This window comes from Ruegeria sp. BHSB172 (genome assembly GCF_059613165.1).
In genome coordinates, this window is the sequence record NZ_JBXWRZ010000004.1 from 173,685 (window position 1) to 185,730 (window position 12,046).

The window sequence follows — 12,046 nt, forward strand, 5'->3', positions numbered from 1 at the left end:
CAGACCTCCTTAGAAGACGGTGCAGAGCACTTCGCCGCCAACATTGTTGGAGCGAGCGTTCGCGTCCGACATCACGCCCTTGGGCGTGCTGACAATCGACACGCCCAGACCCTGACGGACCTGCGGAATGTCATTGACGCCCATGTAAACGCGACGACCGGGCTTCGAGACCCGCTTCAGTTCGCGAATGACAGGGGTGCCTTCATAGTATTTCAGGCTGATCTCAAGCGCCGGATGGCCATTGGCGCCGGTCACTTTTTCATAGCCGCGGATGTAGCCTTCGTCCGCCAGCACGTCCAGAACCCAGGCGCGCAGTTTCGACGCCGGAGTGGTCACGGTGGACTTGCCGCGCATCTGCGCGTTGCGGATACGGGTGAGCATATCGCCGATAGGATCGTTCATATCACTCTCTCCCTTACCAGCTCGATTTCACCATGCCGGGGATCTGACCAGCAGAGCCCAGCTCGCGCAGCGCGATACGGCTGATCTTCAGCTTACGATAGTAAGCGTGCGGACGGCCGGTCAGCTGGCAGCGGTTGTGCAGACGGGTTGCCGAGCTGTTGCGCGGCAGTTTCGCCAGTTTCAGTCGCGCCTTGAAGCGCTCTTCCATCGGGCGGCTCTCGTCATTCGCGATTTCTTTCAGCTCGGCGCGTTTTGCGGCGTATTTGGCCACCAGGCGCTCGCGCTTCTTTTCGCGCTCGATCATTGCTTTTTTAGCCATGTCTCTTTCCTCCCGGCGCTTACGCGTTGAACGGCATGTTGAAGTGCTTCAACAGTGCCTTTGCTTCAGCGTCGGTTTTCGCTGTGGTGGCAATTACGATGTCCAGGCCCCAGACCTCGTCGACTTTGTCGAAGTCGATTTCCGGGAACACGATGTGCTCTTTCATGCCCATGGCAAAGTTGCCACGGCCGTCAAAAGCCGGTTTCACACCGCGGAAGTCACGCACGCGCGGCAGCGCGATGGTGATTAGACGGTCCAGGAATTCGTACATCCGGTCGCCGCGCAGGGTGACCTTGGCGCCCAGCGGCATGTCTTCACGGACGCGGAAACCCGCGATCGACTTCTTCGCCTTGGTCGCCACAGCCTTCTGGCCGGCAATCGCGGTCAGATCCTCGACGGCGGCCTTCGCCTTCTTCGAGTCCTTCACCGCCTCGGCACCACAGCCGATGTTCAGAACGATCTTCTCCAGCTTGGGGATCTGCATATCGTTCTTGTAGCCAAACTCTTCTTTCAGAGCGGCGCGGATCTTGTTGGCGTACTGAGCTTTCAGACGCGGGGTGTAGGTTGCAGCATCAAGCATCGATCACGTCCCCCGTGGTCTTGGCGTAACGAACCTTCTTGTCACCTTCCATGCGGAAGCCGACGCGGGTTGCCTTGCCGTTCTTGTCCAGCAGAGCCAGGTTCGACAGGTCGATCGGCATCGCCTTGGGCAGACGGCCACCTTGCGAGGTCTGCGACTGGCGGGTGTGGCGGATGGCGATGTTGATGCCATCAACCACGGCTTTGCCAGCCTTGGGGTCGACCGAGGTGATCACGCCCTCTTTGCCCTTGTCCTTGCCGGCCAGCACGACGACCTTGTCGCCTTTGCGGAGTTTAGCAGCCATGGTTAGAGCACCTCCGGAGCCAGCGAGATGATCTTCATGAAGTTCTTCGCGCGCAGTTCACGAACGACGGGGCCGAAGATACGGGTACCGACGGGCTCGTTGTTGTTGTTCAGGATGACGGCGGCGTTGCGATCGAAGCGGATCGCAGTACCGTCTTCGCGACGGACTTCCTTGGCGGTGCGCACGACGACGGCCTTGCGGACGTCACCTTTCTTCACGCGGCCGCGCGGGATGGCTTCCTTCACCGAGACGACGATGATGTCGCCGACGGAGGCGTATTTACGCTTGGAACCACCCAGGACCTTGATGCACTGAACTCGGCGTGCGCCGGAGTTGTCAGCGACATCCAGATTGGTCTGCATCTGGATCATGTGGTTTCTCCCGACCTGTGGGGGCTGGTCTAGTTAGTTCCCCCAGGGTTTCGACAAATGGAAAGTTCCGGGGGCTTACGCCTCCAGAACCTCCCAGCGTTTCGTCTTCGATTTCGGCGCGCATTCGATGATGCGTACGGTGTCGCCGACCTTGAAGGCGTTCTTTTCATCGTGAGCCCGGTATTTCTTGGACTTACGGATGGTCTTCTTCAGAACCGGGTGCGTGAAGCGGCGCTCCACCAGCACGGTGACGGTCTGTTCGTTGGCGTCGCTGGTCACGGTGCCTTGCAGAATACGTTTGGGCATCTCTCAGGCTCCTCAGTTCGCAGCTTCAGCAGCTTTTTCGTTCAGCACGGTCTGGATGCGGGCCACGTCGCGGCGCACGCTCTTGATCCGGGCGGTGTTCTCGAGTTGTCCGGTCGCCTGCTGGAAGCGCAGGTTGAATGCTTCCTTCTTCAGGTTGACCAGATCCTCCCGGAGCTGGTCCGGGGTCTTGTTACGCAGTTCCTGGGCGTTCATCGCCTTTTCCTTTGCTCAAAACACCAGAAGGCCCCTTCGCGGGTCACCTTTGACCTGGTGGATGAATGACAGACATGCGAATCGCCCGACGCAGTCGGGAGATCGCAGGATGCCGCCGTATAAGGGTTTGAGGGGTGGGTGGCAAGGGAAAGTTTCAAACCTCCAACCCGTCACCTCCAGAGGTCACTCCAGCAAGCAAATCTTCGCGCTCAACTTCCTTCAAGCCCGAGCGTCGGGCTACATGAAGAAGTCGCAGGATCATGACCTCTTCGGGCTTCCCCGAAATCCAGCGAGGCGCGGCTGAAAGAGACTCCTGATCTTCTATTTTGACCGCGGAAATCCCACTTGCCTCAATCCCACCTGTAGTTGAAGCTTACCGAGATCCTCTCTTCTTCGGCCATGTTCATCGGCACCTCGTGGCGGAGCCAGCTTTCCCAAAGCAACACGTCACCGACCTCGGGCTTCATATAAATGAACGGTTGCAATTCCCGCCGTGCGCCCTTGCGGCGCACCGGCGCAGCCATCATCCGACCTGAGCGCGGGTCCTCCAGCTTCAACGCGCTGGCTCCCTTTGGCATCGAAACATAGGTCGTTCCGGATATCACACTGTGTGGATGGATATGGCTGGCATGCATTCCGCCTTCTGGCAGAATGTTGATCCAAAGATCCTCGAGCCTCAATCCGCGCCCATCCAGATCGAATTCCAAGTCTTCGGCAAACGCGGCCACATGTTGGTCCAGCACCTTGACCAGATCGGCGAAGATCGGGAAGCGCCACGGCAAGTCGGTCAGCGAGGCATAGCTGGTGTAGCCAGGATAGCCGTTTTCTTCGCACCATTCCTGGCCGGCTTCGTCGTCCTGGGCGATGACCAGACAGGAGTTCTCCAGTTCCTCCGGTTCGATCCTGGGATCGAATTCGGACAGAGCGGCGCGGTAAAGTCGGGTGACGAAGAGCGATTCGATCTGTGGCATGATCTCGTCCTAATGCAGCGTCGCAACGAAAGCCATGGAAGTTTTGCGAGGCTCTGCCTCGCGCTCCGGGATATTTGCGGCCAGATGAATCTCGCGTGAATCTCGCGGTCCATTCTTCATCAGGCAAGAAATATCCCCGGGGGAGCCGCGGCTTGCCGCGGTGGGGGAAGCGCCCCCTCGAAAAAAGCCATACCCCCGCCGGTTTCCCAACGGGGGTAGCATTGTCGCGACAGGGTTGCCCCAGCCGCTTACCAGTCCTCGCGGACGACGACGCGGGTCTTGATCGGCAGCTTCATCGCAGCCAGGCGCAGGGCCTCGCGAGCGATTTCATCGTTGACGCCGTCGATCTCGAACATCACGCGACCGGGCTTCACTTTGGCTGCCCAATAGTCAACCGAGCCTTTACCTTTACCCATACGGACTTCGGTCGGCTTCGAGGTCACGGGGGTATCCGGGAAGATCCGGATCCAGACACGACCTTGACGTTTCATGTGACGGGTCATGGCACGACGTGCAGCTTCGATCTGACGCGCGGTCACGCGCTCGGGCTGCAGGGCTTTCAGACCGTAGGTGCCAAAGTTCAGATCAGAGCCGCCCTTGGCTTCGCCCTTGATCCGGCCTTTGTGCATCTTGCGGAATTTCGTACGCTTTGGTTGAAGCATCTCAAATCCTCCTTAGCGACGGCCGCCTGCACCACGCGGTGCCGGACCATCCTGGAGTTCCTGTGCTTTACGGTCACGTGCCTGCGGATCGTGCTCCATGATCTCACCTTTGAAGATCCAGACCTTGATCCCGATGATCCCGTAGGGGGTCATCGCTTCGGCATGTGCGTAATCGATGTCGGCACGCAGGGTGTGCAGAGGCACGCGGCCTTCGCGGTACCATTCGGTCCGTGCGATTTCGGCACCGCCCAGACGACCAGCGACGTTCACCCGGATACCCAGGGCGCCCATGCGCATGGCGTTCTGAACCGACCGCTTCATCGCGCGACGGAACGAAACGCGGCGCTCCAGCTGCTGAGCGATCGACTCGGCAACCAGCTGCGCGTCGAGTTCCGGCTTGCGCACTTCGACGATGTTCAGGTGCAGTTCGCTGTCGGTCATCGCAGCCAGCTTCTTGCGCAGAACTTCAATGTCCGCGCCTTTCTTGCCGATGATGACACCCGGACGTGCGGTGTGGATCGTGACGCGGCACTTCTTGTGCGGACGCTCGATGATCACACGGGCCACGCCGGCCTGCTTGCACTCTTTCTTGATGAACTCACGGATCTTGAGGTCTTCCAGCAGAAGATCACCGTAGTCCTTGGTATCTGCGTACCAACGGCTGTCCCAGGTGCGGTTGACCTGAAGGCGCATGCCGATCGGATTGACTTTATGTCCCATTAGGCTTGCTCCTCAACTTGACGCACCTTGATGGTGATCTCCGAGAACGGCTTCATGATCTTGCCGAACCGGCCACGGGCACGCGGGCGGCCGCGCTTCATGACCAGGTTCTTGCCAACCCAAGCCTCGGCGACGATCAGCTCGTCGACATCCAGGTTGTGGTTGTTCTCGGCGTTGGCGATGGCCGACTGAAGGCATTTCTTCACGTCCTGCGCGACACGCTTGTTCGAGAAAGTCAGGTCGGTCAGAGCCTTCTCGACTTTCTTGCCGCGGATCATCGCTGCAACCAGGTTCAGTTTCTGCGGGCTGGTGCGAAGCATACGGGTCTTGGCCATTGCTTCGTTTTCAGCCACGCGGCGGGGGTTCTTTGCCTTGCCCATGACTTACTTCCGCTTCGCTTTCTTGTCCGCGGCGTGACCGTAATAGGTCCGGGTCGGCGAGTACTCACCGAACTTCTGACCGATCATGTCTTCCGTGACGGATACAGGGATATGTTTCTGGCCGTTGTACACACCAAAGGTCAGACCCACGAACTGGGGCAGAATGGTGGAACGACGCGACCAGATCTTGATGACTTCGTTGCGGCCCGACTCGCGCGCTGCTTCGGCTTTTTTCAGCACGTAAGCGTCGACGAAAGGACCCTTCCAAACAGAGCGAGACATGTCTTAACGCCCTTTCTTCTTGGCGTGCCGCGAGCGGATGATCAGCTTCTGGGACGCTTTGTTCTTGTTGCGGGTACGCTTACCCTTGGTGTCCTTACCCCAAGGCGTAACCGGCGTACGGCCACCCGAGGTCCGGCCTTCACCACCACCGTGGGGGTGATCGATCGGGTTCATGGCAACACCACGGACCGACGGACGCACGCCCTTGTGGCGCATACGACCGGCTTTGCCGAGGTTCTGGTTGCTGTTGTCCGGGTTCGACACGGCACCGACGGTGGCCATGCATTCCTGGCGCACCATGCGCAGCTCGCCCGAGCTCAGACGGATCTGGGCATAGCCGCCATCGCGACCGACGAACTGGGCGTAGGTGCCCGCTGCACGTGCGATCTGACCGCCCTTGCCGGGCTTCATCTCGATGTTGTGCACGATGGTACCGATCGGCATGCCCGAGAACGGCATCGCGTTGCCGGGCTTGATGTCGGCCTTGGCCGAAGCGATGACCTTGTCGCCAACCGCCAGACGCTGCGGCGCCAGGATATAGGCCTGCTCGCCGTCGTCATATTTGATCAGTGCGATGAATGCGGTCCGGTTCGGGTCGTATTCGATCCGCTCGACGGTTGCCGCCACATCCAGTTTGTTCCGTTTGAAGTCAACGATCCGGTAGAGACGCTTTGCGCCACCGCCACGGCGGCGTGAAGTGATCCGTCCGGTGTTGTTCCGGCCGCCCGATTTGGTCAAACCCTCGGTGAGAGACTTGACCGGACGTCCTTTCCAAAGCTCCGAACGGTCGATCAGCACCAGCCCGCGCTGGCCCGGCGTCGTCGGTTTGTACGACTTGAGTGCCATGCTTTCTGTCTTCCGTTTAGCAAGCGCGAGGATCAATCCCCGCTATGTGAGAGGCCCCCGTAGGTGCCCAGGTTATAGGGCCCCGAAGGTCCCCGGCTGCAAATATCAGAGGCCCCGGAACGAATCCGAGGCCACAAGATTGGGTGCGTTTAGCAGGCTTGGAGGTGGGGGGCAATAGGGGAAAGCTACTCTTTCAGACGCCAGCAAATTGCACCAGCAGCATCGTGCCGTACCAAAGAGTATCTATCACAGGGCGGAGTATTGCTTTTTAGCAAGGCAAAGATGTCATTTAGTATAGTCCTGCTACTAGAAATGTAGCCATGCGAGAAATCTCCCAAGTCTGGACTATTCACAATAACTGTGTCCATTCCGTTCAACACGAATGTTGGTGGCATTATGCCCACACGATGAAAATCGTGCAGCCATTGAGAAACCATCAGGGCCTTGTCTTTGTCACAAACGTAGGACGTCGTTCTTGTGCAGTTGTCGACGGCATGTTTGCCCAAATAAACCATAGCCGATGAATCGACGTCGGCAGCAGCTAGGATTGTTTGGTTGATTGCCTTCAGAATATTCTGCCGACCGTTCGATAAAACCTCAAAAGCACCCAACAGGCAGCGACAACCCATGCTATGAGCAATGATATTTATGCTTTTTTCCTGGGTATTCTCAACAAATTGTTCAATGAAGTCCGCTAAGAAGTACTTACTAACTTCGACCGTTGCTTCGTCTGCGCTATATCGCTGCGGTGAGCCCTTGGACGGCCAACTGTAAAGGCCTATTCCCTGCCCCAAGCCAAGATCAAACCCAATCTGCGCGGCTCTTAGAACCGCATCACGGAAATTTGTGTTATAACCGTGAATGAAAATTGTTGGCTTTTCTCGCACTTTCATCTTAGCGAGGGTTTGACGAATGTGTGCAAAAAACAGTTCTTGATTGAGCGAAATAATATCATCTACCCGCAGACGGTCATCGCTTCTATTCAGAAGTCTTTTCCATAGCGGAGATCCTAGTGAACCAATCTTGTGGCCATCCGGAACAATTACTTCACATATCCCGTAGCTTATACGATTCGCTCGCTTACCACTAAAATCGACAACGGCACCTCTTTCCATTCGAGGTTTTCTATTTGTTCCAAAAAAAACATCATATCTGTTCTTTCGGGTCCGACTATCCTCTTTCTTGATGGCAGGACGGCTAACCGATTTGCTCAACCTCCCGTCTAATACCGTCGCGTCAAAAAACGACGCGCGAGACTCGAAGATACGGATTCTGTCCTGACCTAGAATTCTGAGTTGCTCCGTGGAAATTGGGCTTTCAATAAATACGGCCCCGTCGGCTTGGACTGCATCAAGGCGAGTGTTACTCAGGATTGCGTTTTCGAACCTCGCTCCCTTGAAGTTAGATCTGTACGCGTCCGCGCCAACTAAATTTGCATCTTTAAAACTGGCCTTCGCAAAGTTCGACTTGGAAATATTTGCGTGGGACAAATCAGCACCCACAAAACGCCCCTGAGAAAAATTCAAGTCAGATAAATCTGCGCCAGACAGGTTCGCATTGGTAAGGTCTATTCGTTCAAAGTACCGAGATGTTTTTGGGTCATCCCTAAAGTCGGGAGGTAGAAGTTCGAAAAACCTTATTCCAGATAGGTCAGGTCGAAAGTCAACTCTCTTGCGTCTTTTGTTCCACTTTGCAACACCTTCCTTCAACCACTCAACATGCCACTTGTCAGCCATAACGCCTTCCAAAATGCACTGATCTGTCCATCGCGGTATGTTTGTATCTCAACTTTGTGGTGTCAACACTAGGTTGCAGAAGGCACTTTGCCCTCCTCCTCGTATAGGCGAGAAGTTCGAGTTAGTTGCCCAACAAAAAACCCCCGCCTTTCGGCGGGGGTTTTCATTTCTCTCCAAGGACGGGTCCGATCAGAGACCGGTGGTCACGTCGATGGTGTTGCCCTCTTCCAGGGTCACATAGGCTTTTTTGACATCTTTCCGCTTGCCCAGCTGGCCGCGGAACCGCTTGACCTTGCCTTTGGTCACGGTGGTGTTCACCGCCTTGACCTTCACACCAAACAACGCCTCGACGGCCTCTTTGATCTGCGGCTTGTTGGCGTCGATCGCGACCTCGAAGACAACCGCGCCGTTTTCGGACGCCATGGTCGTTTTCTCGGTGATGATCGGCTTGCGGATCACGTCGTAGTGTTCTGCCTTCGCGCTCATTTCAGTCGAGCCTCCAGTGCTTCGACACCCGCTTTGGTGAGCACCAGCGTGTCACGCTTGAGGATGTCATAGACGTTTGCGCCCATCGACGGCAGGACATCCAGACCTTCGATGTTGCGGGCTGCGCGGGCGAACCCTTCGTTCACGGTGGCGCCGTCGATGACCAGAGCACGCTTCCAGCCCAGGTTTGCAACCTGCTTGGCCAATGCGGCGGTCTTGCCTTCGGCTTCGGCAGCCTCGATCACGACCAGCTCACCTGCCTTTGCCTTGGCCGACAGAGCGTGGCGCAGGCCCAGCTTGCGGAACTTCTTGGGCAGGTCGTGGCCGTGCGAACGCGGGGTCGGGCCCTTGTAGATACCACCCTTGCGGAAGATCGGCGCATTGCGGTCACCGTGACGTGCGCCACCGGTGCCCTTCTGGCGATAGATCTTCTTGGTCGAGTAGCTGGTCTCGGACCGGGTCTTGACCTTGTGGGTGCCGGCCTGCGCGTTGTTGCGCTGCCAACGGACCACACGGTGCAGGATGTCCGCGCGGGGCTCGAGGCCGAACAGAGCTTCGTCCAGCTCGATGTCGCCGGCTTTCTTGCCGTCCAGTTTGATCACGTCAAGTTTCATGCTTCACCCCCTTCCGCGGGCGCTTCTTCAGCCGGAGCCTCGGTCGCTGCAGTTTTCAGAGCAGCCGGGAACGGCAGACCCTCGGGCGCTTTCTTCTTCACGGCGTCCTTGACGGTGACCCAGCCCGATTTCGGCCCAGGAACGGCACCCTTGATGAAGACCAGGCCACGCTCGGCGTCGGTTTTGACGACTTCGAGGTTCTGCGTGGTGACACGTGCAGCACCCATGTGACCGGCCATCTTCTTGCCCTTGAACACCTTGCCCGGGTCCTGACACTGACCGGTCGAACCGTGCGAACGGTGCGAGATCGAGACACCGTGCGAGGCGCGCAGACCACCGAAGTTGTGGCGCTTCATCGCACCGGCAAAGCCTTTACCGATCGAGGTGCCCGAAACGTCAACCTTCTGACCTTCGACGAAGTGATCTGCCGAGATCTCGGCGCCCACTTCGATCAGCGCGTCTTCCGACACGCGGAACTCGGCCAGCTTGCGCTTGGGCTCGACCTTGGCGGCGGCGAAGTGGCCGCGCATGGCCTTCGAGGTGCGTTTTGCCTTGGCGGCACCGGCGCCCAGCTGAACGGCGGTATAGCCGTCTTTGTCAGCGGTGCGCTGTGCGACGACCTGCAGGTTGTCCAGGTGCAGAACGGTGACAGGGATCTGACGACCGTCTTCCATGAACAGCCGGGTCATGCCGACTTTCTTTGCGATAATACCAGAGCGCATCATCAATACCCTCCGATCTTACGACTGCAGCTTGATCTCGACGTCCACACCAGCGGCGAGGTCGAGCTTCATCAGCGCGTCCACGGTCTGGGGCGTCGGATCTACGATGTCGAGCAGACGCTTGTGCGTGCGGATCTCGAACTGATCGCGGGATTTCTTGTCAACGTGAGGGCCACGGAGAACCGTGAACTTCTCGATCTTGTTCGGCAGCGGGATCGGGCCACGCACTTGCGCGCCGGTCCGCTTGGCAGTGTTGACGATCTCTTGCGTGCTGGCATCCAGGACGCGATAGTCAAATGCCTTGAGCCGAATACGGATGTTTTGGCTTTGCATCGTAACAGCCTTTTTTTCAGGCGTTGGAGTTGAGAGGAGGACAGGCGCTCATCGCCAACCCTCATCGAACCCAAAAGGCGGGAATCACCCCGCCTTTACGTTCTGCATGAGAACCCGCGCGGCATACATGGGAGAAAGGGGTTTGGCAAGCGGTTTGTTTGGATCAAGTCCACCGCATCTTACGCCTGATAGGCCGTGAACACGTCCAAAAAATTGGGAAATCATTGTCAGATCGAAGCATTCCAAGCCCAATCAAGCACATGATTTAACCGGGCCTAGCGATCTTCACGGACAGACACGAATAGCCAAAGCAAGAAAATTGCACCAAAGGGGTTGATAATCAATGCTGCCATTTGCCATAGCAGTCGATCTTGTCCGCGCCGTTCCGCCATGTCGCCTACCAGAGCAAACAGCTCCCAAATCAACCATAGGAAGAAAGAAATGAATAGAAGGGCAAGTATTGCTTCCATAGGCTGCTTTTTCCCTGCTCTCGCGTGTTTGCGTTTGTGACATTCTGAATGTCACCACGTTGTTGGCCCGATAGGGAGTTCAGGCTTTAACTTGATTGAGTAGTCTAAAGTTTCGGCACCGAAGTCACGACGCCTCTAAATACTTTGTCACCTTCAACATCAATTTCACAAACGCCTTCGATGCGTTCGCCAGGTTTGTTGCCCAACTGCTGCAGTAACTGCTGCCTTTCCAACTCAGGTGGGCGATAGCAAAATGACCATACTTTTTCGAGATAGAATGGCACTTCAACCGGATAGCCAAAATAGCGCCGCGAAGCCCTTTCATTCGGTACATCGAGTAGGATAGCTCGCAGTCCGCTCTTGAAAGAGATCGAAAATGCCCCTTCCGGTAAATCTGGGCGTGTATGAAACCCGGCGCTGTAGTAGTCATAAGCTATGTAGCTCACCCCAAGCACCAAGACCCCGCCAGCCAACCATTTTCACATAATCGGACAAATCCGTTTGCTCTCGTTTTGATTGTTTTACCCTGAATAGGCGGAATGTCCACTAGAGAGGAGCACCAAAAAGGGCGCCCCGAGGGACGCCCTTTCCGTCTGATCGTTCGCTTGTGCGAATTACTCGATGATTTTCGAGACGACGCCGGCGCCGACGGTGCGGCCGCCTTCGCGGATGGCGAAACGCAGGCCGTCTTCCATCGCGATCGGAGCGATCAGTTCGACGGTGAAGCCGACGTTGTCGCCCGGCATGACCATCTCAGTGCCTTCCTTCAACTGAACCGTGCCGGTCACGTCAGTCGTACGGAAGTAGAACTGCGGACGGTAGTTCGCGAAGAACGGGGTGTGACGGCCGCCCTCTTCCTTGGTCAGGATGTAGGCTTCGGCTTCGAACTTGGTGTGCGGGGTCACCGAACCCGGCTTGGCCAGAACCTGGCCACGCTCGACGCCGTCACGGTCGATGCCGCGCAGCAGCGCGCCGATGTTGTCGCCGGCTTCGCCGCGGTCCAGCAGCTTGCGGAACATCTCGACACCGGTGCAGGTGGTCTTCTGCGTGTCGCGGATGCCGACGATCTCGATTTCGTCGCCGACGTTGATCACGCCACGCTCCACGCGGCCGGTCACAACGGTGCCGCGGCCCGAGATCGAGAACACGTCTTCGATCGGCATCAGGAACGGCTGGTCAACGGCGCGCTCGGGCGTGTCGATGTACTCGTCAACGGCCGCCATCAGCTCGCGGATCTTGTTCTCGCCGATCTCCGGGTCGCGGCCTTCCATCGCGGCCAGAGCCGAACCCGCGATGATCGGAATGTCGTCGCCAGGATATTCGTAGCTG

At 57.4% G+C, this 12,046-nt stretch carries 21 protein-coding genes; all 21 read right to left on the minus strand.

Going from position 1 to position 12,046, the window contains the following annotated elements:
• Window positions 1-9: 9 nt before the first annotated feature.
• Window positions 10-402 carry a 30S ribosomal protein S8 gene (gene rpsH, locus AC2FM3_RS03925; protein ID WP_490361835.1) on the minus strand — a complete coding sequence of 131 codons (393 nt, stop codon included), beginning with the start codon at window positions 400-402 and terminating at the stop codon, window positions 10-12.
• A gap of 13 nt (window positions 403-415) precedes the next feature.
• Window positions 416-721, minus strand: coding sequence for a 30S ribosomal protein S14 (rpsN, locus tag AC2FM3_RS03930; RefSeq protein WP_005980746.1), 306 nt, complete (start codon window positions 719-721; stop codon window positions 416-418).
• Between the two features lie 19 nt (window positions 722-740).
• Entirely contained in the window at window positions 741-1,301 is a 561-nt protein-coding gene (rplE, locus tag AC2FM3_RS03935) for a 50S ribosomal protein L5 (protein WP_496679204.1), read from the minus strand.
• Window positions 1,294-1,605, minus strand: a complete 312-nt coding sequence (rplX, locus tag AC2FM3_RS03940) for a 50S ribosomal protein L24 (RefSeq protein WP_149775099.1) — start codon at window positions 1,603-1,605, stop codon at window positions 1,294-1,296. Before rplX ends, rplE begins: the two co-directional genes overlap by 8 nt.
• Window positions 1,606-1,607: 2 nt before the next feature.
• Entirely contained in the window at window positions 1,608-1,976 is a 369-nt protein-coding gene (gene rplN / locus AC2FM3_RS03945; RefSeq protein WP_005621870.1) for a 50S ribosomal protein L14, read from the minus strand.
• Window positions 1,977-2,051: 75 nt separating this feature from the next.
• Complete coding sequence (rpsQ, locus tag AC2FM3_RS03950; RefSeq protein ID WP_068344864.1) at window positions 2,052-2,282, minus strand: 30S ribosomal protein S17; 231 nt, start codon at window positions 2,280-2,282, stop codon at window positions 2,052-2,054.
• 12 nt (window positions 2,283-2,294) lie between these two features.
• The gene (rpmC, locus tag AC2FM3_RS03955; RefSeq protein WP_149775100.1) at window positions 2,295-2,495 is read right to left on the minus strand and encodes a 50S ribosomal protein L29; all 201 of its coding nucleotides are present in this window, start codon (window positions 2,493-2,495) and stop codon (window positions 2,295-2,297) included.
• A 350-nt stretch (window positions 2,496-2,845) separates the two neighbouring features.
• On the minus strand, window positions 2,846-3,466 hold the full coding sequence (locus AC2FM3_RS03960; RefSeq protein ID WP_496679206.1) for a 2OG-Fe(II) oxygenase family protein: 621 nt from the start codon (window positions 3,464-3,466) through the stop codon (window positions 2,846-2,848).
• 248 nt (window positions 3,467-3,714) lie between these two features.
• Window positions 3,715-4,128, minus strand: a complete 414-nt coding sequence (gene rplP, locus AC2FM3_RS03965) for a 50S ribosomal protein L16 (protein WP_005980704.1) — start codon at window positions 4,126-4,128, stop codon at window positions 3,715-3,717.
• A 12-nt stretch (window positions 4,129-4,140) separates the two neighbouring features.
• A complete protein-coding gene (gene rpsC, locus AC2FM3_RS03970; RefSeq protein ID WP_149775103.1) occupies window positions 4,141-4,848 on the minus strand; it encodes a 30S ribosomal protein S3 in 708 nt (235 codons plus the stop codon).
• The gene (rplV, locus tag AC2FM3_RS03975; protein WP_005980700.1) at window positions 4,848-5,228 is read right to left on the minus strand and encodes a 50S ribosomal protein L22; all 381 of its coding nucleotides are present in this window, start codon (window positions 5,226-5,228) and stop codon (window positions 4,848-4,850) included. Before rplV ends, rpsC begins: the two co-directional genes overlap by 1 nt.
• A gap of 3 nt (window positions 5,229-5,231) precedes the next feature.
• A complete protein-coding gene (gene rpsS, locus AC2FM3_RS03980; protein WP_496679210.1) occupies window positions 5,232-5,510 on the minus strand; it encodes a 30S ribosomal protein S19 in 279 nt (92 codons plus the stop codon).
• Window positions 5,511-5,513: 3 nt separating this feature from the next.
• Entirely contained in the window at window positions 5,514-6,356 is an 843-nt protein-coding gene (rplB, locus tag AC2FM3_RS03985; protein ID WP_093965344.1) for a 50S ribosomal protein L2, read from the minus strand.
• Window positions 6,357-6,541: 185 nt separating this feature from the next.
• Window positions 6,542-8,092 carry an alpha/beta hydrolase gene (locus AC2FM3_RS03990; protein WP_496679212.1) on the minus strand — a complete coding sequence of 517 codons (1,551 nt, stop codon included), beginning with the start codon at window positions 8,090-8,092 and terminating at the stop codon, window positions 6,542-6,544.
• A 189-nt stretch (window positions 8,093-8,281) separates the two neighbouring features.
• A complete protein-coding gene (locus AC2FM3_RS03995; protein WP_170367992.1) occupies window positions 8,282-8,578 on the minus strand; it encodes a 50S ribosomal protein L23 in 297 nt (98 codons plus the stop codon).
• Window positions 8,575-9,192, minus strand: a complete 618-nt coding sequence (gene rplD, locus AC2FM3_RS04000) for a 50S ribosomal protein L4 (protein WP_149777559.1) — start codon at window positions 9,190-9,192, stop codon at window positions 8,575-8,577. The genes AC2FM3_RS03995 and rplD overlap by 4 nt, the downstream gene beginning before the upstream one ends.
• A complete protein-coding gene (gene rplC, locus AC2FM3_RS04005; protein ID WP_496679215.1) occupies window positions 9,189-9,914 on the minus strand; it encodes a 50S ribosomal protein L3 in 726 nt (241 codons plus the stop codon). Before rplC ends, rplD begins: the two co-directional genes overlap by 4 nt.
• Before the next feature lie 18 nt (window positions 9,915-9,932).
• On the minus strand, window positions 9,933-10,247 hold the full coding sequence (gene rpsJ, locus AC2FM3_RS04010; protein ID WP_005621947.1) for a 30S ribosomal protein S10: 315 nt from the start codon (window positions 10,245-10,247) through the stop codon (window positions 9,933-9,935).
• A gap of 275 nt (window positions 10,248-10,522) precedes the next feature.
• Window positions 10,523-10,717, minus strand: a complete 195-nt coding sequence (locus AC2FM3_RS04015; RefSeq protein WP_496679218.1) for a hypothetical protein — start codon at window positions 10,715-10,717, stop codon at window positions 10,523-10,525.
• A 104-nt stretch (window positions 10,718-10,821) separates the two neighbouring features.
• Window positions 10,822-11,163, minus strand: coding sequence for a hypothetical protein (locus tag AC2FM3_RS04020; protein WP_496679221.1), 342 nt, complete (start codon window positions 11,161-11,163; stop codon window positions 10,822-10,824).
• 168 nt (window positions 11,164-11,331) lie between these two features.
• A partial coding sequence (locus AC2FM3_RS04025; protein WP_496679223.1) for an EF-Tu C-terminal domain-related protein occupies window positions 11,332-12,046 on the minus strand: 715 nt, incomplete at its 5' end.